Origin of the sequence: Microcystis sp. LE19-8.1F, from assembly GCF_027531715.1 — a bacterium.
Classification (GTDB): Bacteria; Cyanobacteriota; Cyanobacteriia; order Cyanobacteriales; family Microcystaceae; genus Microcystis; species Microcystis wesenbergii_A.
Window position 1 is genome coordinate 43950 of sequence record NZ_JAPZSO010000084.1, and the last position, 24790, is coordinate 68739.

17 protein-coding genes are annotated in these 24790 nt (G+C 42.9%); 9 read left to right on the forward strand and 8 right to left on the reverse strand.

All coding sequences use genetic code 11. The features are described 5' to 3' along the window. Positions 1 to 60 precede the first annotated feature (60 nt). The gene (locus O9334_RS08935; protein ID WP_287999897.1) at positions 61 to 4047 is read right to left on the reverse strand and encodes a magnesium chelatase subunit H; all 3987 of its coding nucleotides are present in this window, start codon (positions 4045 to 4047) and stop codon (positions 61 to 63) included. A gap of 711 nt (positions 4048 to 4758) precedes the next feature. Between O9334_RS08935 and O9334_RS08940 the strand changes: the two genes are divergently transcribed. The 4 genes from O9334_RS08940 (at position 4759) to O9334_RS08955 (ending at position 9072) form a co-directional block, all read left to right on the forward strand. Beyond that, positions 4759 to 5190 (forward strand): HEPN domain-containing protein, encoded by a 432-nt coding sequence (locus O9334_RS08940; protein WP_287999899.1) that lies wholly within the window; start codon positions 4759 to 4761, stop codon positions 5188 to 5190. A 7-nt stretch (positions 5191 to 5197) separates the two neighbouring features. Continuing rightward, positions 5198 to 6538, forward strand: coding sequence for a KGGVGR-motif variant AAA ATPase (locus O9334_RS08945; protein ID WP_287999901.1), 1341 nt, complete (start codon positions 5198 to 5200; stop codon positions 6536 to 6538). Between the two features lie 6 nt (positions 6539 to 6544). After that, positions 6545 to 8041: a P-loop ATPase, Sll1717 family gene (locus O9334_RS08950; RefSeq protein ID WP_287999903.1), complete on the forward strand. Its 1497-nt coding sequence runs from the start codon at positions 6545 to 6547 to the stop codon at positions 8039 to 8041. A 155-nt stretch (positions 8042 to 8196) separates the two neighbouring features. Beyond that, a complete protein-coding gene (locus O9334_RS08955; RefSeq protein WP_287999905.1) occupies positions 8197 to 9072 on the forward strand; it encodes an N-acetylmuramoyl-L-alanine amidase-like domain-containing protein in 876 nt (291 codons plus the stop codon). Here O9334_RS08955 and lpxC read toward each other — a convergent pair. The 3 genes from lpxC to O9334_RS08970 all read right to left on the reverse strand — a co-directional run bounded on the left by lpxC (position 9069) and on the right by O9334_RS08970 (position 13220). Beyond that, on the reverse strand, positions 9069 to 9881 hold the full coding sequence (lpxC, locus tag O9334_RS08960; RefSeq protein WP_287999907.1) for a UDP-3-O-acyl-N-acetylglucosamine deacetylase: 813 nt from the start codon (positions 9879 to 9881) through the stop codon (positions 9069 to 9071). The two genes, O9334_RS08955 and lpxC, sit on opposite strands and share 4 nt — an antisense overlap. A gap of 127 nt (positions 9882 to 10008) precedes the next feature. Then, a complete protein-coding gene (locus O9334_RS08965) occupies positions 10009 to 11982 on the reverse strand; it encodes a BamA/TamA family outer membrane protein (RefSeq protein WP_287999947.1) in 1974 nt (657 codons plus the stop codon). Between the two features lie 362 nt (positions 11983 to 12344). Further along, complete coding sequence (locus O9334_RS08970) at positions 12345 to 13220, reverse strand: Hpt domain-containing protein (protein ID WP_045362617.1); 876 nt, start codon at positions 13218 to 13220, stop codon at positions 12345 to 12347. Positions 13221 to 13528: 308 nt separating this feature from the next. Between O9334_RS08970 and O9334_RS08975 the strand changes: the two genes are divergently transcribed. Next, a complete protein-coding gene (locus O9334_RS08975; protein WP_238567912.1) occupies positions 13529 to 13633 on the forward strand; it encodes a winged helix-turn-helix transcriptional regulator in 105 nt (34 codons plus the stop codon). Here O9334_RS08975 and O9334_RS08980 read toward each other — a convergent pair. The 4 genes from O9334_RS08980 to O9334_RS08995 all read right to left on the reverse strand — a co-directional run bounded on the left by O9334_RS08980 (position 13604) and on the right by O9334_RS08995 (position 17763). Beyond that, a complete protein-coding gene (locus O9334_RS08980) occupies positions 13604 to 14026 on the reverse strand; it encodes a hypothetical protein (RefSeq protein ID WP_238567909.1) in 423 nt (140 codons plus the stop codon). The genes O9334_RS08975 and O9334_RS08980 overlap by 30 nt on opposite strands. Positions 14027 to 14073: 47 nt before the next feature. Beyond that, a complete protein-coding gene (locus tag O9334_RS08985; RefSeq protein WP_287999910.1) occupies positions 14074 to 15735 on the reverse strand; it encodes a purple acid phosphatase family protein in 1662 nt (553 codons plus the stop codon). Positions 15736 to 15811: 76 nt separating this feature from the next. Continuing rightward, positions 15812 to 17554: an ABC transporter ATP-binding protein gene (locus O9334_RS08990; protein ID WP_045362621.1), complete on the reverse strand. Its 1743-nt coding sequence runs from the start codon at positions 17552 to 17554 to the stop codon at positions 15812 to 15814. A gap of 71 nt (positions 17555 to 17625) precedes the next feature. Beyond that, complete coding sequence (locus O9334_RS08995; protein ID WP_190380135.1) at positions 17626 to 17763, reverse strand: hypothetical protein; 138 nt, start codon at positions 17761 to 17763, stop codon at positions 17626 to 17628. An 856-nt stretch (positions 17764 to 18619) separates the two neighbouring features. Here O9334_RS08995 and O9334_RS09000 point away from each other — a divergent pair. The 4 genes from O9334_RS09000 (at position 18620) to O9334_RS09015 (ending at position 24469) form a co-directional block, all read left to right on the forward strand. Continuing rightward, a complete protein-coding gene (locus O9334_RS09000; protein ID WP_287999913.1) occupies positions 18620 to 19942 on the forward strand; it encodes a CmpA/NrtA family ABC transporter substrate-binding protein in 1323 nt (440 codons plus the stop codon). A gap of 187 nt (positions 19943 to 20129) precedes the next feature. After that, complete coding sequence (gene ntrB, locus O9334_RS09005; protein WP_045362625.1) at positions 20130 to 20957, forward strand: nitrate ABC transporter permease; 828 nt, start codon at positions 20130 to 20132, stop codon at positions 20955 to 20957. Between the two features lie 255 nt (positions 20958 to 21212). Further along, a complete protein-coding gene (locus O9334_RS09010) occupies positions 21213 to 23219 on the forward strand; it encodes an ABC transporter ATP-binding/substrate-binding protein (RefSeq protein WP_190380138.1) in 2007 nt (668 codons plus the stop codon). Positions 23220 to 23470: 251 nt separating this feature from the next. After that, positions 23471 to 24469 (forward strand): nitrate ABC transporter ATP-binding protein, encoded by a 999-nt coding sequence (locus O9334_RS09015; protein ID WP_287999916.1) that lies wholly within the window; start codon positions 23471 to 23473, stop codon positions 24467 to 24469. The last annotated feature ends 321 nt before the right edge of the window (positions 24470 to 24790 follow it).

The window sequence follows — 24790 nt, forward strand, 5'->3', positions numbered from 1 at the left end:
CTTTGTTCAAAACTCAAGAGACCGGTGATTAGCCAGTCTCTCAAGTCTTATCTATCTATTCTACTCGATTCCTTCGATACGGTCCTCCACTTCTTGATAAAGTTCCTGTAAGCGGTCTAAATTCTCTTGAGAAGTTTCCCAGTAACCGCGACCATTAACTTCTAACAGGGTTCCCACCATCTTGCGGAAAGAATTAGGATTGAGATTCATCAGACGCTGACACATTTCCTCATCTTGAATAAAAGTGGTGTTGACATCTTCATACACCCAATTATCCACCGCGTCAGCAGTTGCAGACCAACCCATCGTATTAACCAAACGCTTCGATAATTCTCGGACTCCTTCGTAACCGTGACTTAACATTCCCTCGTACCATTTGGGATTGAGTAACTTGGTGCGGGTATCCAAGCGCACGGTTTCCGATAAAGTACGCACCTGAGCATTAGCGGTGGTAGTATCAGCAATATAGGCCGCCGGTTTTTTGCCATCATCCCGTAAACTAGCGACAACTTTGGTGGGATCCGAGTCGAAATAGTGGGAAACATCGGTTAAACTAATCTCGCTAGAATCCAAGTTTTGGAAAGTTGCCTCCGCAGTTTTTAAAGATGCTTCAAACAACTGACGATTATCGGCCATCATCCCCGGATTATCGGAGTCGAAAGCAAAACCCTTGCGGTTGAGATACATATTCTGTAACTCTTTTTCGTCTTCCCAACTGCTATTTTCCACCGCAAGATTGATGTTAGAAGAATAGGAACCGGAAGCATTAGAAAAGATGCGGGTGGCTGCCTGTCGAACCGTTAAACCCATTTCTTTTGCTTGTTCCATAGCGTGTTTGCGGACATAATTCATCTCCATCGGTTCATTTGCCTCCGCAGCCATTTTTACGCCTTGGTCAAGCAAATTCATCTGATTGATAAATAAATCCCGGAAGACACCAGAACAGTTGACCACCACATCAATGCGCGGTCTTCCTAACTCCTCTAGGGGAATCAATTCCAGTTTATTCACCCGTCCCAAAGCATCGGGAAGAGGACGAACCCCCACCATCCAGAGAATTTGTGCTAGGGATTCCCCATAAGTTTTGATATTATCCGTTCCCCAGAGAACACAAGCGATGGTTTCGGGATATTTACCGCCATTATCCAGTTTTTGCCGTTCTAACAGACGATCCACCACGATTTTAGCCGATTTGACCGCCGCTAGGGTCGGGATAGACTGGGGATCTAAAGCATGGATATTTTTACCCGTCGGTAAAACTCCGGGGTTGCGGATGGGGTCGCCACCAGGACCGGGAAGAACGTATTCCCCTTCCAATGCTTTTAATAGCGCCCCCAATTCATTATCGGCACAGACCTGTTCTAAACAGAATTCTAGGTATTCAAACAGGGGTTTTAACGCCACTGGATCAACTTGTGGATAACCCATCTCATGTAAAGTTTCCAGCCAAGGCGATCTTTTGCCTATATTCAAGAAATTCAGCTTAGAAAGCATCGATACCCGACCTTCTGGGTCAGTTTGGGACTTGACTAAAGCAGCAACAGCAGCGCGAGTCGCTAGGGTGATGTTTTGCAGTAATTCCACATCCTCCAGCACACCTCGATCGCTATTGCGATAAACTTCCTCTAGATCCCGGCCGATGCTGTTGGCAATAATCCGGGGTAAGGAAAGTAAATCGTCCTCTTCCCGGTCTAAACTGGCAATATTGACCAAAGTTGCCACCGCCTCTTCCGCCGAGGGGGGTTTCCCAATAACATGAAGTCCGCAGGGAAGCAAGCGCGATTCAATTTCCATCAGTTTACGATAGACGGAACCGACAATATTATCCCGTTCCTCTTGACTGAGATGGGCAGTGTCACCATCAGGTAAACTTATATCTTTGTCGAGATTGACCAATAAACATTTATCGACAATAGTATTGACAATTTGCACCCCACGCCCACTATCCTTCAGAGTTTGGTAGGAACCGATCAACTCGCTTAGTTCTTTTAACCCTTTGTAGAGTCCGGCATTTTCTGCGGGGGGAGTGAGATAGGAAATAGTTTCCGCATAACTGCGACGTTTAGCGATCGTCGCTTCGCTGGGGTTATTAGCGGCATAATAGTAGAGATTGGGAATCATCCCGATGAGGTTATCGGGGTAGCATTCCCCAGACATTCCCATCTGTTTCCCCGGCATAAATTCTAGAGAACCGTGGGTGCCAAAATGAAGAACCGCATCTGCTTTCCAGACTTGATTGAGATAGGTATAGTAGGCTGCAAAACCGTGGTGGGGACTAGCAGAACGAGAAAAGAGCAGACGCATGGGGTCCCCCTCATAACCGAAGGTGGGTTGAACCCCAATAAAAACATTACCGAACTCTTTGCCGTAGATTAACAGATTTTGTCCATCACTGTTGAGATGTCCAGGTGGTGGTCCCCAATTTTCCTCCAAACGGACGGAATAGGGGGTTAAACGCTCGTATTCAGGTACAGACATCCGATAGGCGATATTTAGCTCCGGACTATGGTACTGTGCTTGAGCATCATGGATTACCGCTTCCATCAGTTCTTTCGGAGATGCGGGTAAGTCCTGCAAGTCATAACCATTATTTTGTAACGCTTTCATCACCTCGTAGATAGAACCGAACACATCTAGATAGGCTGCAGTTCCCACATTCCCCTTATCGGGGGGGAAACTAAAGACGGTGATGGCGACTTTTTTATTGAGTTTCGGTTTCTTTCTTAAATTGGCCCATTTTAGCGCCCGTTGAGCGATCGCTTCCACCCGATCCTGTAAAGCGATCGCTTTACCCGTGGCCCCATCCCGGCCCGATAATATAATAGGTTCGATCGCACCGTCTAATTCCGGAATAGCAATCTGTAGCGCCACTTGAATCGGGTGTAACCCCAAATCGCTTTCTTCCCATTCCTGAGTGGTTTGAAAAACTAGCGGTAACGCGCACATATAGGGACGATTGAGACGTTTTAAGGATTCTATCGCTTTCGGATGATCTTGTCGCGCTGGACCTCCCACTAAAGCAAATCCCGTCAGCGAAATTACCGTATCAACAATAGCAACCGCTTCCACTCCTTTTAAGCTTTTATCCCAGAAGTATTCTTCTACCGGTTTAGAAAAATCTAATCCCCCAGCAAAAACAGGAAGAACTCGCGCACCCATAGACTCGAATTCCTGCACGAGAGCGACATAATGAGCGTCATCACCAGTAACGAGGTGAGTTCTCTGTAAAATTAAGCCAACACAGGGAGCTAAGGGGTCTTTCAGGTCATCAGCAATATCACTGCGGTTATTGTACCAAGCGAAGTATTCTTTGACATCCTCGAACATTTTCAGGGATAAAGGATGCCAGATACCCATATCTGGATAAACTACTGGTTCCTTATAAACTACACTGTCATCCTTGTTATCAAAGACGTACTTATCGGCCAACATTAACAGAAAATTCTCTAAATTTTCTGCGGAACCTCCCAGCCAATACTGGAAACTTAACATAAAGTTGCGTGCGTCCTGAGCTTTTTCCATGGGGAGGTATTTCAGGACTTGCGGTAAAGTTCGCAATAACTTTAACATCGCATCTTGGAAACCAGCGCCGGAGTTTTCCCTGCGCTTTTTCATAAAGTTAGCGATGACACTCTTAGACTGTCCCAATTGGGCCATGGAAAAGCTGCCCAACTTATTTAAGCGCATTACCTGGGGCATAGAGGGAAAGATGATCGCCGCGTCTAATTGATCCCGATGGGGACTGACAGCGGCCACAACTTTATCGGCTAAATCTTCGATAAAGATGAGAGATGCAATGAAAATATTAGCTTTGGCTACATCCTCCTGAAAATTGCGATAATTTTCCCCATCGCGCAGTTCTTCGATTAAATAACCACTAATTTCGATCGCTAGTTTCCGGTTGTTAGCGTTGATTTCCCTGACCGCACTACTCAGCGCACTTTGGTACTGAGGTTCTAGCACGACATAGACCACCTTGACCAGCGATCGACCATTCAACCCGTCGGGAACTATGTGACGAATGGTGGACTTGACGTGAGTGAACATATATGATGGTTCTCCTTATGATTGCTGAGTCTGGTTTTGAGGGATTTTCGTCATCAGATGACGATCGCCCTTTGTTTAAGGTATTTGGATATATATGTTTCTGTTTTGTATCAGAAAATGTCACCCAAGTGAGTATTTACTCTGGGTTTTGACACAATTCGATAAATATCTTGCCATATTTTGTAACAGATGGTAAAGAGCTTTTTGAGTAACTACTCAGGCTTTTCTTTACAAAAATTAATATTTAATCTATTGACTTTTAATTACAAAAGTGTTATTAATCAGCACCTCAGACGAGATGTCCCTGTTCAAACATGATCAGGGTTAGGATTCGAGATCATCTCATAGACATCTGCAAGTGCTATAACTCAATCAAGATGAGCTTTTTGTCCTTGTCCTAGACCTCTGGTAAAAATCAAAAATTGTTGTTAGGGTTAGGATTCAGTAGCCGGTAAGCTGTACTGGATTTAAACTGAGTAGGGGAAATTTTAGTACAAATGCTCGAACTGGCAACTCTGGCACTCTGGTGCAGTCTTAAGGAGTAATTTAGATAGTCAACAGCTTAATTATAGTGAGGAAATCAGGCAATAGTTTCAGAAAATTTGGCAAGTTTAGGTTAAAAAATCAAAAATGAAGTAAAGTTCTTAGAGTTTCGTTATGGTGGTAGAATTTGTTTATGGCTAAAAAGTTTTTATTTGATTCGATACATCTATGACCGAGTTATTTGCTAGTGCAGCGGGACGACATTTGCAAGATGCCAAAATTTTGCTGTCTAAAAAACGTTGGGACAATGCCATTTACCTAGCTGGTTATGTAGTAGAATGCGCTTTTAAGCTTTTAGTAGAACAGTATTTTAAAAATGATCAAAGAGCGGCTAAAAAATTCGGACATGATCTCGAGGAATTAGAAGGTAAAGCGAGGGAAAGATTAGGAATTCTCTATCCTATTTTAGAGCAACAGTTACCAGTTTCTCGCATCCGGGGAACTGTCCTAGGGCAAAATCACCCAGAAAGAAGATATTATCAATCTGGATATTGGACTGAAGATCAGGCTAACTCGGCCGTTGAATGTGCTGAAGAAATTTATCGAGATATTATTCCCAGATTAGTGCTAAACGGTTATATTTCTAGTAAGGATATTTAAGATTCTGATGATTAGTTTTAGTGAAACTTTTACTAGAGTAAGGGAATGCTTTCAGGATTCCAGTCTTGGTTCTCTTGTAGCCAAACTAGAATCCGTGACTATTATTCGTGATGTTGAGGGAAAAATTCGCTTATTTCTAGAGTTAAAACAGGAAAACAACATAGAATCAAACGAAGAAAACCATCTATCTACACTCCTGTCTGAAAAACTTGAGTATTACTATGGCCATGATATTTGGTGGCCAAAAGGAGAAGGAGATGCTTATAAAGCCCTGATTGATCTTATCATAGCTGAAAGAGTTCAGGCACCTTGGTTCGATGAATCGGCAAGCTTGAAATGGTATATTCTAGAACGTCATCTGGCTAAACAAGCATGGACAGAGAATAAAATTGGGCAGCAATTGCCCTGGGATTTTGAAAAAGTTGAAAAAGGATATAAACCAGCTATTGTCTCCTTTTTTTCCTTCAAAGGAGGAGTTGGTCGCACCACTACTATTGCCGCTACTGCCTTAACTTTAGCGCGGAATGGTCATCGAGTCGCTATAGTTGATCTTGATTTAGAAGCTCCCGGTCTGGCCACAATTTTTTCTGAGGATTTTGCCGATAATTCTGGTGTCATGGACTATTTGCTAGAAAAGAAAGTTCAAAAAGACAAATGGAAACTGAGTTTAAAAACTATTACTGACTTGTATTTGTTAGGAGATGAAGGTGAAATATTAAAATTGCTACCAGCAGGAAATGTGGATCAAGATTATTTAGAAAAATTGGCTCGTTTAGACTTTCAAAATATTGTCAATGGTCAACTACAAGGCATTTTAAAACAAATGCTAGAAGAAATAGAAAGGTTAAGCAGACCACTGGATTTTATTCTCATGGATGCAAGAGCAGGTTTTCATGATATTGGTGGTTTAGCTATTACTTATTTTTCCCATGCAGTGGTTATTTTTGGTACGGAATCTCGACAAAGTTGGGCAGGATTAACCCAAGTTATCCAACATTTAGCCCTATCTAACCCTGAGGATCCTTTACCATTAATTTTAGTTCATGCTCTCGCTCCATCTTTAGGAACAGTTGGCCGAGAAATAGAGTTACGAAAGTTTCGAGAAACCGCCTATACAATTTTCCAAGAAAAGTATGATAATTATACTGGTGAATCATTTGTCCCGATAATTGTCCCTTACGATAATAGTCTGCGGGGGGATATTGCCCTCTTGAATCGTGACTCAACTCCAGAAGAAAAAGAGAGATTAGCAAATCTCGTGAAAGTTATGACCGATTCTCCTTATCAAAATATTGCTGAAAAGCTTTGTCAATTATTTGGACGTGATGTGATTATAAACAATCGGTAAAAAATTATGGCTGAATTCGATAAAAAAAAGTTACTGGAATTAATGAGAGAAATTGCTCCTGGAAAAGCAGCAGCCGAACAGGAAAGTGATAATGAAGAAGTATTTCTCAAAAATTTCTTGCCTGTGGTTGATTATAAACGGGCATTGGAACCAAGCATTTTATTAATTCAAGGTGGTCGGGGTGTGGGTAAAACAGAATTATTTCGTTTACTAGCCATTCCTTCTGGACGAGAAGCTTTAGTTAATAGTTTAAATATTCGAGGTCTTGCTCCTTTAAATCAGACCAGATGGATGGCAGGATTTGGTCGCACTCTCAAAACTGAAAAACGATTTCCGATACCAGAAATTATAGAAGAAGAAATGCAAAACGCTACTAATCTTGAATGGCGTAGTTTCTGGTTAGGATTGATTTTAGGTGTCATTTTACAGGAAAAAGAATCTGATATTGCCAGCATTATAGGTCAAGAATTAGATTCAAATATTACTACTATTCTTCAAAATAGGTTATCGCTTTTATCAGAATGGAGAATTTTAGTTAAAGATAATTTTGAACATCTAAATTATGTTCTTGACAAATTAGACGAACGATTAATTACTTCTGACCACTGGCTATTTATTACTTATGATGAATTAGATCGGTTATTGACTACTTATAATGCTCTAGCTAATCCGATTAGAGAATTATTAGCTTTTTGGCTCGATCGCTCTCGTCGTTGGGAGAGAATTCGACCAAAAATATTTCTTCGTACCGACCTATTTAGAGAGGAATTTTTGGGATTTCCTGATGCTTCTAAATTACAATCCCATCGGCTAGAATGGCGACCTTCTTGGCTCTATCAACTCTGGATTAAACGGTTAGCTAATTCGGCTCAAGAAATGAGAGACTATTTACAGATTATCCCTAATTTAATTTATGAAAGCTCAACCCAACTAGGATGGAATGTTAGAAGTGATGAACAATTATTTCAAGAATTAATCGAAATAATGATCGGTAAATATATGGGAGCTAGTCCTAAAAAAGGCATTACCTACCGATGGATACCTAATCATCTTCAGGATGCTGGGGGTAGAATTGCTCCTCGCTCTTTTCTAAAATTATTCGACAAAGCGGCAGCCAAAAGATTAGAACATTTTGAAAGTTTTGAACAACTGACCGAGCTATACCTTCTACAACCCTCTGATCTCCAGAGTGCTTTAATGGATACTTCAGAGGATAGAATTAAAGAATTAGCACAGGAAGAATATCCTTGGTTAGAATCTCTAAAAACTAAGTTAAAAGGGTTAGAAGCTCCTATATTAAAAGAAACTTTTTTAGAGGCTGTGCGCTCAACTCACTGGAGTCCTGAAAAACAACCTCCTGTTAAGGAACCTGAAGAAATTATGCAATATCTAATACAATTGGGTGTGGTGGAAAGTCTCCTCGATGGTCGAATTAATATACCTGAAATTTATCTATATGGGTTTCAAGTTAAACGTCGTGGTGGGGTTAAACGTCCTCAATAACTTGAGGATATCGACAATAATTTTATGTAGAATAAATAGTAAAATACATGAAGCAATAATAACTAACATTGGCAGATTTTAACAGTTGATAACTCCGATAGTTAATGTGTATTAGTCGGTGATAAACCCTTATTATTTTCAGTAATCGATCGAAAATGTTTTTTAATTGGATAACTTTACCCTATTTATTAATTAATCCTGTTTTAATTCCCTTGAGTATAGCTCGATCGGAAACTATTCTTGCTCAAGAAGTCAGCGATCCTAATTATCAAAAACTGGTGCAGTACGCCCAAAATACACAACTCGATCGCTTACCCATGGCCGATATAATCCAGAATATCGCCGCTCAATTTTTAGGAGCAAAATATCAAGCAGGATTACTCGATCGCTCGGCAACAGAAAAATTATTTATCTCTTTAAAAGAGTTTGATTGTGTCCTCTTTGTGGAAACAGTTCTCGCTTTGAGTCACAATTTTGCTTTAAAAAATTATCAGTATTCTGCTTTTAGTCAACAGGTTTTAAATCAGCGTTATCGCCACGGTATTCTCGACGGTTATTGTAGTCGTCTTCACTACTTTTCCGATTGGATTAATGACAACCAAAAACGAGGCAATCTAGAAAATCTTACTCACAAATTAGGAGGAATTACTCTTGACAAAAAGCTCAACTTTATCAGCAAAAACCGCCATCTATATCCCCAGTTAAAAACTCAAAGTAATTACGATTGTATTCAACAGTTAGAACGGCAATTAGAAAGCTTATCCTTAACCTATATTCCCACCGCTAAGATTAAAGATATTTATCCACAACTGCAAGCTGGCGATATTATCGGTGTCGTGACTAATATCCCTGGTTTAGATACCACCCATACCGGTCTAGTTTATCGCTTTGCCGATGGCAAAATTGGCTTAATTCATGCCTCTCCTGCTGGTCAAGTTACCATTGCTAAAGACCTAGAAAAATATATCACTAAAGTGGACAAAGCCATCGGTATTTTTGTCGTTCGTTCCCTTGATCCAAGAAATAATTAACCCTGAATTGCTTTAGCTAATTGAATGTGCAGTTTATGACTAGCTTTAAAAGCCATGTAATGAGCGGTGGGAATGTTTCCCAGTAAACTTAAATCACCAATTAAGTCCAATAATTTATGTCTTGCTGGCTCATTATCAAAGCGTAAAGGAGGATTTAACCATTGATTTTGATCGCAGACTAAAGCATTTTCTAAACTGCCTCCTTTAATTAAACCAGCCTTTTGCAGATACTCAATTTGATCGGCAAAACCGAAAGTACGGGCATCTGCGATCGCATCTCGAAAACTTTCTTGATCAGGACTCCAACTATACCATTGATTACCGATCGGTTTATAGGTAAAATCGATCCCGTAGGTAAAACGTAATTCAGGGGAAGGAATCGCCGCCACAAAAGCATCTCCTTCGTACAACCAAATCGGTTGAGAAATAGTTAAATCCGATCGAGAAAAAGAGTTATCTAAACCGGCATTTTCGATCGCTTCTACCCAGATTTTGGCCGAACCATCGAGGAGGGGAATTTCCGCACCATCCACCTCAATGCGAGCATCCTCTACCCCCAAAGCGGTTAAGGCTGCTAATAAATGCTCAACGGTTCTAACCTTGGCTTCTCCTTGTCCCAATTCCGTTGATAAAGTCGTTTGGTAAACCGAAGAAACTAGAGCGGGAATAATCGGTTGATTGGTTAAATCTCTGCGGACAAAATAACGTCCTTCTCCGGGATTGGCCCCACAGACGCGCACCCGTGTTATTTCCCCCGAATGCAGGCCAATTCCCGATAATTCAAATTGTTTAGGGATAGTAGAAACCATAATTATTAAGTAATAAAGCTTTTATCAGTGAACAGCAAAAAGAACTAAATTTATCGATAACTGATAACTGATAACTGATAACTGATAACTGATAACTGATAACTGATAACTGATAACTGATAACTGATTAGAATCGTTCCCCGATCCCGAAATGGAGACGAGAACCACCATCGACATTAAAACCGAAGTCAACCCGAATTTGGCCGACGGGAGATTGTACCCGAACACCCAAACCGTAACCGAGACCGGTACCGGGTAAATCCCGGACAATCCCTGGTTGACCAGGGACATCCCCTTGGGAACCAACAGTAGTGCCGAAATCGACAAATAAAGCCCCCCCGATAATGGCGACAATGGGAAAACGATATTCGGCCGTCGCTTGGAAATAACTGCGACCGCTACCCACTTCTCCCTCGGCGTAACCCCGTACAGAGTTACTACCCCCAACGATAAAAGCATCGTAGGGGGGTAAATCGCCTAATACTGTCCCTGCTTGCACATTAAAAGCGAGGGATTGCTGACCTTTAAAAATATCGGTTTCAAAGAGATTAAAGGAATTAATCAACCGAACGGGGATAAAGTAACTGTAACTACCCCGAACACGAGTGCCGAAAATACTGCCAGAACCGACCGGAATAGTTTGTTCTAAACCTAGACGCAGGAAAGAACCACTGGTGGGTTGCAGGGGATTGTCGCGAAAATCTTGAATAGCGCCAATATTTAGGGAAAGTAGATCATCGATCCCAGAGGAACTAAAAGCCAGTTGTTGACTGCCAAAACCATTGAGAGGTGCAGACAGAGGGGAGATGTCACCATTGGCATTTTGCACCTGTACCTGTTGATAGTTAAAGCCTAGGGAAACCACCCATTTTGGTTTCGTAAACACATCAGGGGCCAAAGGACGGACAAAAGTAATACCGCCACCCGTCCGGACGATACGGGGACTATCATTATCGTTAAGAGTCCGAATTGAGGAATTTTCCCCATCATAAACCAGAGAAATCGACTGTCGCCGGAAAACGTTGACCGTGTAGGAAGTGCGGAAATTATCCTTGGCAATCCAAGGATCGGAAAAACTCAGATCAAATAACAATTCCCGTTCCCCTAACTGGACTTCTGCCCCTAAAGTTTGGTTATTACCGCCAAAATTGCGCTGTTGATAGCTAACAGTCCCGAATAAGCCCGCATTCGAGCTAATACCACCCCCAGCGGCCAGGGAACCGGTATTACCTTCCACCACATCGACGTTAACGACCACCTCCCTTGGGTCGCTGCCAGGGGAAAAAGACAGACGCACATCCTCGAATAAACCGAGACCGAAAACACGCTGTAAATCCTGTTGGGCTGTATTGCGGTTAAAAATATCCCCCGCTTTTAGGCGCATTTCCCTAGTAATGATAAATTCTCTGGTTTTACCCTTGACCGGTTCCTGTTCGACGTTAAAGTAGCGTACTTGAATTTTTTCGATTAAACCTTCGGAAATGACCAGAATCACCCTACCATCGGGAGTGACTTGCGGCGCACCGATCACCTGGGCCAGATCATAGCCGTTTTTGCTGTACCAGTCATTGATTTTTTTGACCCCCGCCTGTAATTCCCGCAAATTCAGGGTTTTGCCGTATTGACTGGCGAAAATTTCCTCGACCACCCCGGCAGGTAAAATCGATTTGTCCACGGTTTCTGGGGCGATTTGAATCTGTACACCCTGAAAAACGGGGTTAGGTTGCACCTCGAAGGTGACTCGCACCCCTAGGGGCGTATCTTGAGGAACTGCCCGCACATCGGCAAAAAAGCCCGTGGCAAAAACGGCGTTAATATCTTCTTGTAGTTGCGATCGAGTCGTGCTGCGTCCGGGTCGGGTACGAATGGTATTATAAACTAGATTTTCTAATTCTCGATCAGCCCCCTGTACTACCACTTCAGCCACCAAGACCCGCGACTCCTCGGCCTGCGCTGGTGGGGGTGTTGTGGGAGTTTCTGGAGGGGTTGGGGTTTCCGGCGGCGGTAGCACGGGTGGAGTAGTTTCTCCCGTCGCGGGAGGCGACTGTACTAGCTGCTCGACCCGGGGAAAAACCGTCTCTGGGGGTTCTTCTTCGGCCATTACCGTCCCGTGAAATAATCCGAAAATAGCCAGCAGCAAGGCCAGCGAGGAATATCGCCTCGAAAAATTGAGATTTTTAAGCACTTCCACACACCCAGTAACACCATTATGGTTTTGTTTGTTTTCTCTGCCCGAGAAATTTAACGAACGTTAAAACTCTAGCAGATCGCTTACTCTCAGTAAATCCCAGCTTGACCAGTGACTAAAGAGACACTGCCTCAGGTCTGATACTGGTCAGCCGTTAGCATTAAGTTTTTATCTTGCCATATCTTAGCTTTTTTCGGTTTGGCTCTATCCCCACTTCACCCTCTAGGATTATTGCCACCTCGGTTGGTGAACAATTAATTACGCTAGCGCCGACATCAACCTTTCTTTTGTAATAACTGTACCAGCTGCGAGACCTGTTGGCGATTGAACATTTGCAGCAGGGTACTAGCTACTAATTCCGGTTCCAGGGGGATCAGGATTTGTGGTAATTTGGCGGTGGCTAATAATTGCAATTCTTGACTGACGGTGATTTCTTCCCCGCGACCCCATTCTAATAAATCATTAGCTTGTTTTAATTCTTTAATAATAACCGGGGCGAGAGTACGATAGGAATGTTTGGGGTTAGCCAGGGCTGATTGGGCATTTTTAACTAAATATTGCCATTTTGGCTGTTCTGAAGCCAATTGAAGAGATAAAGTTAATTTTTGTAATTGCTGACGGGAAGCACTGGTTTCTTCCTGTTTGAACAGTTGTAACATCTGTTTGAGGATATCTCTGACGCGGATGGAGATAGAAGAGGCTGCCGCCATAGCTGGGTTAGATTTTCCTTGGCCGAGAAGATAGTTAAGATGGGCCTGTAATTCGGCAAAAGTCGGTTCACCTTTTTTAACGATAGCGTTAGCTTCCTCGGCTTGCAAACCTAAGGGACTCTGCAGCTTATTGATCAATATCTTAAGCAGATCATAACCCTTGAGGAACAAAGATTCTAATTTTTGATCGACTTGTATGGGATTTTCTTTCAGTATTTTAAAAGCATCCTCAAGACGGTGAGCAGTTTTTTGGATACTGCTATAACCTAATATGGCCGCCCCCCCCTTGATGGAATGGGCGGCACGAAACATCTCGTTAATCTGTTCAGTGTCGTTCACGAGATTGCCTAAGTCTAAAATCCCCCGCTCCAAAGTTTGCAGGTGTTCTTTTGCTTCTTCGATGAATATACCGAGAATTTTCCGAGCGTTAGCGTAGTCCAAGGTCTTATCCCCCTTATCAAGATGCTGTCCAATCCTAGATTGCCCAGTTTTTCAGGAAATATATCAGTTATTAGGCAATGGCTAGGAAAACTGGCCCAGACGGACACAAGCTAAGTTCAAAAGCCTGCCCACAAAAGTTCTCAGCTTCTCTTGCTCAAAATAGATCGAGCAACGGCAGGCAAAAAGCTAAGGAAAGAATCGGGGATGGGAGCAAGCTGACTAGAAATTATTATTGATCCGTGGCAGCTAGTCAACAACTGAGGTAATTAGAGTTAGATGGACTGATTCACTGAGAAGTTTATCCAGAAATTCCTCCTAAAGTTGCATATTCTTTAACCGCTTTCGGAGAAACCCTGAAACCGATTATTCTGCCAATGCACCAATTAGGAATTGAGAAAAATGCCAGACTTTAAGGTTTTAAATTTCCTCCTCGAATAAACCAAGTAATTGTGGCACTGGTAAAAGCAGTGATAGCGACAATAGCTATTTGTTTCCAGTTTTTTAATTCCCCAACTTTCTCGATTAAATCGGGATTTTTTTGGGGTTAATACTGCTTGGGATTGAATTGTTCCTTCAATTTTAGCCGTGATAATTTTGATTTGCGTGATTTCTTTCTGTAGGTTAATAAATTGCTGGTTATTTTCTTCTCTCAGGCTTTCTAGTTGTTGGCGATTATCTTCCTTTAGCGCGTCAATTTGCTCGCGGGTTTCTTCTCGCAGGGAAATCATTTGCTTGCGGGTTTCTTCTCGCATTGCCGAGAGTAAGTCTTTCAATTCTTGAATATCATTGCTAGTAACAGTAGTCATACAATTAACCCCAAGAGAATCTATTTAACCAGCACTCTTTAATTCTATTATACTTCACCTATGCTAAAAAGGGAAAATTCATCAAATTTAATTACCTCGGAGTCAGGATAGCGAGTATCAAAACGATAACTGCTCACGGTTCCTTTTTCTGTATCTAAAATGCTAAAAACCGTTACATCATTACTGGCAATATAGGGTAAAGGTTGATTAACCCAATCCACTAGAGGAGCAATATTCGGGATAATTGCTTCTAATCCATTGGGATTACCGATGGCCGCATAATTTCTATCGAGAGGTACAGGACGTTTTTTATCCCCTAAATGAGCGCCATAACTATTACCAACGTTAGAAGATTCGAGAAAATTCATACCGTTAGGACTAAGAAAACGATTCCATAAATGAGAATGACCATAAAAAACCAAATTAACCTTGGCTGATGCTAATAAAGGAATTAGATCACGAATAATATAATCATTTTCTTGGGGATAATCATAACGTACTGATCTAACTTTTTCCGTGGCATCCCGTTGAATTGTCGGCACGGGATCGGTGTAGGGTGGAACGATATTGACCCCTAGGCTATGGGGAGGATGATGAAACATAACTACTTTATATTTAGCCTCTTGAAATTCTCGACTATTTAACTCTTTTTCTAACCATTGATATTGAGGACTATCCTGAGCAATTGGCTCAAAAATATGCTGACCATAACCCCAGCGTTCCGGTCTATCTAAATCTATTTGATTTTCGTAATATCTTCCCCTTGCACTGGCTTCTAAATTGGGATTTCTCCAGATATTAGTAACATATAAAACTACTAAACGAACATCGCCAAAGGTGAGAGAATAATATTTATTTTGAGGCAAAGAAAAAATTTCTTCGTAGGTTTCTGTGTTGAAAGCATGATTTTTTAACCAGTTTTCATTAATTGCTGCTGTATCCTCTGCTAGTTGTTTAGCGATCAACTGAGGAATAGCATCTTCAAACTGTTCATTTAAACCTGTAGAATTAGAAAATCTGCCCATAACTTCATGATTACCAATAGCAGGAAATAAGGGCGCATTTTGAATAATTTCTCCCCCCTTATAAATAGTCTGAATACCATTCTTTGTCAGAGTATAATTAGCACGACCTTGTAAACAGGGAAAGAATGCCCCACCGCGACTATCATCAAACCATTCGGAAGCTCGATCGGGTATATTAACTAAATCTCCTGCTAAAAAAACTGCATCCACATGTCCAATAGTTTCGCTAACTTTTTGCAAATTAGCGGCAGTCATGGGCATTAATTGATGATCGGAAGTGAGCAGAATTTTGAGATTAGTTCCTTTTTTTGGTCTTGGTGTAAGGGTATAAATATCACTTCTAATCGCTGTATTTTCCTGAAAACTGGTGACTTGATAGGGAATCCTTTCCCCAGGATTTAAATCAGTAATTTCGGCCTGATGTCGCCAGATTTCTCGCTCGCTTAAAGATTGATAAGCTTCAAGGGTTCTCGATTTGGCATCTTCTCTAACTCTAGTTAATTTGCTAGTACGAGCGAGGGCAATTTTCTCTAGTTTTTCCCCGTAGCGCACCTGATGACCAGTGCCAAAAAATTCCGTAAACCAAACCACTTGTATTGATGTTTCGGTGGGTAATTGTAAAAAAGGTTCGGTTAAAAGTTGATTCTTGTTCATTGTCGCTAAAAGATAACTGCTGTACTGCATTTAAACAGTCCTGACGAGTAATTGAGATAGTTCCCAGCTTAACTGGCAATAACTAGCAGATTCGCCATTTTATCGGCTAATGTAAAACCTTAGACTCTAACTGCTGCTGTTGCCAGAGATTTTGATAGACCCCAGGTATTGCGATTAACTCCTCGTGGGTTCCCATCTGGACAATTTCTCCGCGATCCATGACAAAAATGCGATCGGCAGTGGCAGCGGCCGATAATTGATGGGAGATAAAAATCACGGTTTTTTGGCTTTCTTGTCTGAGATTTTCCAAAATAGCCGTGGCTGTTTGATTATCGACGCTAGATAGGGCATCATCGAGGATTAAAATCGGCGCTTGGATGGCTAAAGCGCGCGCTAAAGAGGCCCGTTGACGTTGACCCCCGGAAAGAGTAATCCCACGTTCTCCCACTAAAGTTCCGTATTTTTGCGGGAAATTCTCGATTTCCTCCTCAATTCTCGCTTGTTTGGCCGCCGATGCCACTGCCGGAAAATTCAGCAGCGGATCGCCGTAACGGATATTATCTTCAATGGTGGTACTAAATAAAAAACTTTCTTGGGGAACATAAGCGATCGCTTTTCGTAGATCTTCAAGGGCAATTCGAGTGACATCTTGATCATCAATAAATAACTGTCCCTCGGCAATATCCAAAAGACGGGGAATAGCGTTAGCAAGGGTAGATTTTCCTGATCCGATCGCACCGACGACCGCTACCGTTTCTCCCGGATTAATGGTAAAAGAAAGAGATTTTAAGGCTGGTTCCTTAGCATCAGGATAGAAAAAAGTCAAGGCTTTGGCGGTAATTTTTCCTTGAATATTTTTTAGGTGAATACAATCGGCATTGTCTTTAATTTTAGCCTCAGCTAACAGGATAGTTTCTAGGCGATCGATACTCACTTCTCCCTGTTGGTAGGCCGTAATAGTGAAACCTAATAAAGCAGTGGGAAAAACTAATCTTTCCGCCAAAATTAACAGAGCAATAAAGTCCCCAATGGTGATATTATCCGATATAATTTGTCTAGTACCGAGGGCAAGCAACGCCAATAAACTCACATAGGATAAAGCTTCAATCAGGGGAAAAAGAAAATTACGAGTCTGGACTAAATCTAAATTAGCCTGTAATAATTTGCGATTTCTTTGTTTAAATGCTAGGCGCTCGTTACCTTCTTGGGCATAGATTTTAATCAGAGTAATACCACTCATATCCTCTTGAATTAAATCGCTCAGATGCGAGAGTTTTTCTTGTACTTTTTTCTGTTGCCGCTGCAGACGACCACTAAATAACTGCACAGCAATTAACATCAAAGGATAGACAGAAATAGCGGCGATTGAAAGGGGAATATGAATCGCTAACATTACGGGCAAAGTTAACCCATAGGCAAAAAAAGTATTGGCTAAACTGAGTAAAGCAAAACCCACCAGACGACGCACATTATCCACATCGCTAGTGGCACGGTTGATTAAATCTCCTGAAGTTTGCCGAGAAAAATAGGCAGGTTCAAGGGTTAATAAATGCTGAAAGATTTTTTGTTTAAGATCGAACTCTACCTGACGACCGATCCCGAATAATAACACTCTAGATATCATGCGGATAAACCACATAATCGAGGCTAAAGCGACAATTAAAGTCAGATAATAAATGATTTTTTGGAAATCAAAGGATTTACTCAAATCATCGATGCTATCCCGGATTAAAAGCGGTATGTAAACACCCAAAAGATTAACAATAAGCAAAGCAACTACCCCCCCAGTTACTATTTGCAAATGGGGACGTAGATAATTTGCTAGTTTTTTAATGCGAGAATAAGCCATATTCAGTTATCAGTTATCGGTAAGCAGTTAGAACAGGGAACAGGTAAAAGGGGGAATAGCCCCCCAAGATTTTATTTTTTCTCCTTGTCCTGATTTGGTGGCGGTTTAACATTAGAACCACCCTGGGGCGGTTTACCGGGTGGTTTATCAATTTTAGGTTGATAGCCGTGCTTAAATTTATCATATCGTCTTTCTTGTTTGTCCGACATTTAAGTTATCTCTGTTTGATCCTGCTAAAATTCAATATAGCGAATTTCCTCTGCATTAATCAAAATAAGCTGCCCGCGCATCTAAATTAGTCTAGGTCGATAAGGGAACACCAGAACACCGGAACACTGGAACAGTAAGGGTTATCTGCTTTTTAGCTAACTTAATAATGCCCAGTTTAAATTCGTCTTAGCTTATCTTCAATAGTTAAAACTACCCCTTCTAATTCGGCGACTTCATCTAATAAAAGGGAAGCATCGATCGATAATAATATTCTTTTGTCCTTGGCAAGTTCCAAAGCATAACAGAGATTGTCTCAAGCTGGTAGCATCGCTAATACTTGCGGGGATTTTTCAGTAATCGGTAAATAGTAACCAGTAATCATTGAACTGCAAACTCAAATCCGATAACTGAGTCAAGATAGCTAAAAATCCCCATCGCCCTACCATGCGTTTCAGACAAATTTTTATGCTTTTATTACATGGCTGGCAATATTTTGTAACAATCTATACGAATTTTCCCGTTGAAGACTGTAAATTTAAGTTAATTGCTTCGGTGATAACCCTGAAATAAACTGATCTTTCTAGCCCAGATGACTAAAAACCGACTCTATACATCGAATCCTCAAAACTGTTATGCTTCCGGAAAAAATCTCTTAGACAAAAACTATTGCTAAATCTCCCTAGATGGAGAAGCAAAAGCGATCGAGAGATACAAATAATTAAAGCACCCTTACTGAATCAACAGTTACTTGCAAGAAATTTTCTCGGTTATCACCGCAGTCAGTTAGGGTAAATAATGAGAATTTTTCACCGTTTCATCACCTTTGTTTAGTTTCTAATCACGATTTTTTAGTCCATGAGTAAACTTTCCAGACGTAGATTTATCTTCACTGCCGGGGCAACTGCCGTAGGAACAGCAATTCTCCACGGTTGCGCCACTCCCAATAATACCGCGACCAGTCCCTCCCCGGCCGGCAGTCCTGCAGCTTCCCCCGTTGCCAGTGGAGAAACTCCCGAAGTCACCACCGCTAAACTAGGTTTTATTGCCCTCACCGACGCTGCCCCCTTAATTATCGCCAAAGAAAAAGGTTTATTCGCTAAACACGGGATGCCCGATGTGCAAGTGATGAAACAAGCCTCCTGGGCGGCAACCCGGGATAACCTCGAATTAGGTTCGGCGGGTAACGGTATCGATGGGGCGCATATTTTATCCCCCATACCCTACCTAATGACCTTGGGCAAAATCACCAAACAGCCCGTACCAATGTATATTCTGGCGCGTTTGAATACCAACGGTCAAGCGATTTCCATTTCTAATGAATACATGGATCTAAAAGTTGCCCTCGATAGCGGTGTACTGAAAGAATCCTTCGCTAAAGCTAAATCTGCGGGCAAAGAAGTTAAAGCCGCCGTAACTTTCCCCGGTGGTACTCACGATCTCTGGATGCGCTATTGGTTAGCCGCCGGCGGCATCGATCCGAATAAAGATCTATCCCTAATTGTTGTTCCTCCACCACAAATGGTGGCTAACATGAAAGTCGGCACGATGCAAGCTTTCTGTGTGGGGGAACCTTGGAACGCCCAATTAGTTAACAAAAAACTCGGTTATTCAGCCCTGATTACTGGGGAATTGTGGAAGGATCACCCCGAAAAAGCCTTCGCTTTACGCGCCGATTGGGTGGATAAAAATCCCAAAGCGGCAAAAGCTTTAACTATGGCTGTTCTAGAAGCGCAGCAATGGTGCAATGATCCCGCTAATGTTAAGGAAATGTGCGAGATTATTTCAGGACGGGAATGGCTGAAAATTGACCCCGCCGATATCTTGGGCAGAATGCAGGGTAATATCGATTTCGGTGATGGTCGCAAAATCGAAAATAGCCCCGTAGCCATGAAATTCTGGGCTGATAACGCTTCCTATCCCTACAAGAGTCATGATACTTGGTTTGTGACTGAAGACATCCGTTGGGGCTATATTCCCGCCGATACGGACATCAAAGCTTTAGTTGATAAGGTTAACCGGGAAGATATCTGGAGGGAAGCCGCTAAAGCCCTCAATGTTCCCGCCGACCAAATTCCCGCTACCCCTTCTCGCGGTGTGGAAACTTTCTTTGATGGCGTTACTTTTGACCCCGAAAATCCCACCGCTTACCTGAAATCTCTCAAGATTAAAAAGGTTTAAATCAGTGAGCAGTAATCAGTAATCAGTAATCAGTAAACCGTCAACAGTTAAAGATGATTTTCTGATCACTGGTAATTAATAACTGATAACTGAAATTCTTGGGGAGCAAGCCAAGATCAATGCTGATAACTGAACCACTGACCACTCCACCACTGATAACTGAACCACTGATAACTGATAACTGATTATGGCTGTTTCTATTTCTCGTCGTTCTCAAAGTCCAAAATGGGTAAAAGACCTGCAAAAAAAATTACCCAAACTAGCAACTTCGGCGATTGCTTTATTAATTTTCCTTGCCATCTGGCAAATTCTCTGTTTTAGCCCCGATGCTCCCCTTCCTAGTCCCACCAAAGTGGTTAGCGATACCTGGGAATTAATTATTAATCCCTTCTTCAATAATGGTGGCACGGATGTGGGGTTATTCTGGCAAATTTTCGCCAGTTTACAACGGGTGGCCGTCGGTTTTACCCTTGCCGCTATTGTCGGTATCGCTGCGGGTATTTTAATCGGTAGCAACGCTCTAATTTATGATGCGATCGATCCGATTTTCCAAATCCTGCGTACCGTTCCCCCCCTAGCTTGGCTACCCATCTCCCTCGCCGCTTTTCGTAATAACGAACCTAGTGCCATATTTGTAATTTTTATTACAGCAATTTGGCCAATTATTATTAACACAGCCGTGGGAGTACAGCAGGTTCCCCAAGACTATAAAAACGTCTCTAGAGTGCTAAAATTATCAAAAATTGAATACTTTTTTAATATTCTTTTTCCCGCCACTGTTCCCTACGTTTTCACGGGATTAAGAATCGGTATCGGTTTATCTTGGTTGGCGATTGTAGCGGCGGAAATGCTGATCGGTGGCGTGGGAATTGGCTTCTTTATCTGGGATGCTTGGAATAGTTCCATGATCAGTGAAATTATCCTCGCCCTGATTTATGTGGGTATTGTTGGTTTCTTACTCGATCGCCTCATGGCCTACATCGCTAAATTAGTTGTACCCGAAGAAAATAAATAAGTTTAATTGTTACAAGTAAATAAAAGTGGGTGAGGTTCAAAACTAAATTATTAGCCACCCAACCCACCTCACCCCCGATAACAAGGGCCGAATCTAAAACCTAATTTGTTAAGCTAAAAGCTTTGATCTACCTAGTTTCTAACCTTCTTGTTAGATAGGAGAATTGCCAGATTCTTTCTTTTGCCTCTTGCCTGTTGCCTCTTGCCTTCAGAAGCTGATAACTGATAACTAATAACTAATAACTGATAACTGAAAATGTCTGCATTTATTGAAGTCGATCACATTGATAAGGTTTTCCCTCTCCCCGATGGCCGTCAATATATTGCCCTAAAAAATATCGATCTCAGCGTTACTCAAGGGGAATTTATCTCTTTAATCGGTCACTCCGGTTGCGGGAAATCTACCCTCTTAAATATGGTCGCCGGACTCGATCGCCCCACGGTGGGAGGGGTGATTTTAGAGGGAAGAGAAATTAAAGGCCCCGGCCCCGATCGCATGGTGGTCTTCCAGAATTATTCTCTGCTGCCTTGGTTAACCGTCCGGGAAAATATCGCCCTAGGAGTTAACCGTGTCCTGCGTCATCTGCCGGCTGCTGAACGCAAAAGTGTCATCGAACATAGTATCGATATGGTACACCTGCGCCATGCCGCCAACAAACGACCGGGAGAATTATCGGGAGGCATGAAACAACGGGTAGCGATCGCCCGCGCCCTAGCCCTACGGCCAAAAGTCCTGCTACTCGATGAACCCTTTGGGGCGCTGGATGCGTTAACCAGAGGCAATTTACAGGAACGTTTGATGGAAATCGTCGAAGAAAGCCACGTTACCTGTATCATGGTCACGCATGATGTGGATGAGGCCCTATTACTATCCGATCGAGTGGTGATGTTAACCACTGGTCCAGAGGCCCATATCGGTCAGATTCTCGATGTTCCCATTCCCCGGCCCCGGCATCGTTTAGAAGTAGTTAATCACCCTAGTTACTACGCCCTCCGTAACGAGATCGTTTATTTCCTCAACCAACAGAAGCGATCGAAGAAAGTCGGTCAACCCACCGGACCGGTGACGGTGATCGGCCAAGCTACCCGACTGAAAACCAATCCCACCATCGGTTTTATCCCCCTCACCGATTGCGCCCCGATTATTATTGCCAAAGAGAAAGGCTTCTTCGCCGAGGAAGGATTAGAGGATGTTATCCTGCAACGGGAACCCAACTGGAAAGCGCTCGCCCAAGGAGTGGCTACCGGTCGTCTCGATGCAGCCCAGATGGTGGCGGGAATGCCCCTGAGCATGACCATTGGGGCCGGCAATAAGCCCTCTGTCCCCGTGATTAGCGCTTTGGTACTCAGTCGCAACGGTAACGCCATCACCCTCAGCAATAAATACAGGGAATTGGGGGTAGAAAAACTGGAGGACTTGAAGGATGCCCTCCTGCAAAGTCCCGATAAAATCGCCACTTTCGGCATGGTTCACCCCGCCTCCATGCACAATCTACTGTTACGCTACTGGTTAGCTAGTGGCGGCATCGATCCCGATAGTGATGTCAATTTAGCCGTAATTCCGCCGCCTCAGATGGTTTCCCTACTAAAAGCGGGTAATATCGACGGTTATTGTGTGGGGGAACCCTGGAACTCCTACGCCGTTCAGGAAAAATTAGGCTACGTTATCGCCACCGATCTTGATATTTGGCCCGGACACCAGGAAAAAGTCCTCGGAGTCAAGGAAACTTGGGCGGCGAAACATCCCGAAACCCATATCGCCATGGTGAAAGCTTTAATTAAAGCCTGTGAATACTGCGATGATCGGCGTAATCGAGAAGAAATCGTCAATATTCTCAGTCAGCCCCAGTATGTGGGCGTGGATAGCGCAATTATTCGCCCCGGTTTCCTCGATGGTTACGATCGCGGTTTAGGAACTGCCCCCGAACCCCTATTCCGATTTAATCAGTTTTACGTCGATCAAGCTAACTGTCCGGGCCGGAGTGAGGCCCTATGGACCCTAACTCAGCTTGCCCGTTGGGGTTACGCACCTTTCCCCCGCAACTGGGTGGAAGTGATTGAACGCGTCCGTCGTCCCGATCTGTTTGGTGAAGCTTGCCGGTCCCTGGGCCTTCCCGATTTGGAACCCGATCGCCACAGTTTTGCCCTCTTTGATCATCTTATTTTCAGTCCCGACGATCCGATCGGCTATCTGGAACGTTTCTCGATCCGTCGCGATTATCGCGTCTCAGAAGTTCTCCTCGATGATCCCGTCGCTAATTAAGGTTGGCTGAATAAATCTAAAAACCTTGTTGGGTAAAACTTTTAGACTTTTTGGCAATCAAAAAGTACCAGATATGGGAGTGATCGGGGGGAAAATTCAGGGACTTTTTCCCTGAAAATTAGGTAATTGACCAGATGAAAATCGCTAAAACCCTAAACCCCACACCCTGTCCCCACGAAAAACTTTTTCAGCAGACCCGAATTAATGGTTGTGGTGGGCAAAGCCCACCTTAAAATAAATCTAGGACGAATATGCAAACTTTTACCGATAAGACCGTGAATTCCAGCACCACCACCCAGCCTTTTTTATTAGTTAGTAATGTTGCCAAAGAATACCCCACTCAAGCAGGGGTTTACACCGTTTTAGACGGTGTGGAGCTGCAAGTTAATGAGGGGGAATTTGTCTGCATTATCGGTCACTCCGGCTGCGGTAAATCGACCCTTTTAAATATGGTAGCGGGGTTTTCTTCTCCTAGTCGTGGGCAAGTGCTGCTACAGGATAAAGAGGTTAAGGAACCAGGGCCAGACCGGATGATGGTATTCCAAAATTATTCGCTTTTGCCCTGGAAAACCGCCTTTGAGAACGTTTATATCGGGGTTAATTCGGTTTATCCCGAAAAATCTCAGGCTGAGAAGGTGAAGATCGTGGAAGAAAATCTATCCTTAGTGGGATTGACAGAAGCAGCCCAGAAAAAACCCCCTCAATTATCGGGAGGTATGAAACAACGGGTAGCGATCGCCCGCGCCCTGGCCATTCGTCCCCAAGTCCTCATCCTCGATGAACCCTTTGGGGCCCTAGATGCGATCACTAAAGAGGAATTACAGGAAGAATTGCTGAAAATCTGGCAAGAACACCAGTTAACCGTGTTGATGATTACCCACGATATCGATGAGGCTTTGTTCTTGTGCGATCGCTTGGTGATGATGACCAACGGCCCAAGCGCCAAAATCGGTGAGGTGTTAAAGATGCCTTTTGCCCGTCCCCGGGTTCGTTCCCAAATTACCGAGGATCCCCGTTACTACGAACTTCGCAATGAAGCCCTCGATTTCCTCTACAATCGTTTTGCCCATTCGGAGGATCCCAACGAGGATGCCCCCGAACAACCCCCCACAGAAAATCTCGTGGGTAAAATTGTTACTGCTATCGGTGGGATAGCCTTACTCGCTTTTGTCGGTTTTAGTCTAATACAAATGTTCACCAGCAAGACTCCCAATACTGCTAATCCGGCTACCATCGAGGACTCCAGATAAGTAACAGTTATCAGTTATCAGTTATCAGATTTGAGTTTTAAGTGATACTAAATCCGCTGAGTATAGGCTACATATCAGGACAGGCAATAGGCAGAAGGCAATAGGCAAAAGGGAGAATGAATAATCAGTCTTTAATAACCGGATTTAGTATGACAGTCTTAAATAGAAGTTTCCTACTGTCTTTTCACTGATTACTGCTTATTGATTACTGACCAAGGATAAACCAGAAAGAGACAAAAAACAAAAAGGTGAAAACTGATCCCACAAAAGACAAGAGAGGCATTTAGATAAGCGGGCAGCCGACTTAATTTTCCGAATATT

Coding starts and splice junctions, on each gene's coding strand:
- lpxC (WP_287999907.1), bottom strand. CDS start 9,881: ATGGTTTCTACTATCCCTAAACAATTTGAATTATCGGGAATTGGCCTG.
- O9334_RS08980 (WP_238567909.1), bottom strand. CDS start 14,026: ATGACTACTGTTACTAGCAATGATATTCAAGAATTGAAAGACTTACTC.
- O9334_RS08945 (WP_287999901.1), top strand. CDS start 5,198: ATGATTAGTTTTAGTGAAACTTTTACTAGAGTAAGGGAATGCTTTCAG.
- O9334_RS09000 (WP_287999913.1), top strand. CDS start 18,620: ATGAGTAAACTTTCCAGACGTAGATTTATCTTCACTGCCGGGGCAACT.
- O9334_RS08950 (WP_287999903.1), top strand. CDS start 6,545: ATGGCTGAATTCGATAAAAAAAAGTTACTGGAATTAATGAGAGAAATT.
- O9334_RS08965 (WP_287999947.1), bottom strand. CDS start 11,982: ATGGCCGAAGAAGAACCCCCAGAGACGGTTTTTCCCCGGGTCGAGCAG.
- O9334_RS08990 (WP_045362621.1), bottom strand. CDS start 17,554: ATGGCTTATTCTCGCATTAAAAAACTAGCAAATTATCTACGTCCCCAT.
- O9334_RS08985 (WP_287999910.1), bottom strand. CDS start 15,735: ATGCAGTACAGCAGTTATCTTTTAGCGACAATGAACAAGAATCAACTT.
- O9334_RS08935 (WP_287999897.1), bottom strand. CDS start 4,047: ATGTTCACTCACGTCAAGTCCACCATTCGTCACATAGTTCCCGACGGG.
- O9334_RS08995 (WP_190380135.1), bottom strand. CDS start 17,763: ATGTCGGACAAACAAGAAAGACGATATGATAAATTTAAGCACGGCTAT.
- O9334_RS08940 (WP_287999899.1), top strand. CDS start 4,759: ATGACCGAGTTATTTGCTAGTGCAGCGGGACGACATTTGCAAGATGCC.
- ntrB (WP_045362625.1), top strand. CDS start 20,130: ATGGCTGTTTCTATTTCTCGTCGTTCTCAAAGTCCAAAATGGGTAAAA.
- O9334_RS08955 (WP_287999905.1), top strand. CDS start 8,197: ATGTTTTTTAATTGGATAACTTTACCCTATTTATTAATTAATCCTGTT.
- O9334_RS09015 (WP_287999916.1), top strand. CDS start 23,471: ATGCAAACTTTTACCGATAAGACCGTGAATTCCAGCACCACCACCCAG.
- O9334_RS09010 (WP_190380138.1), top strand. CDS start 21,213: ATGTCTGCATTTATTGAAGTCGATCACATTGATAAGGTTTTCCCTCTC.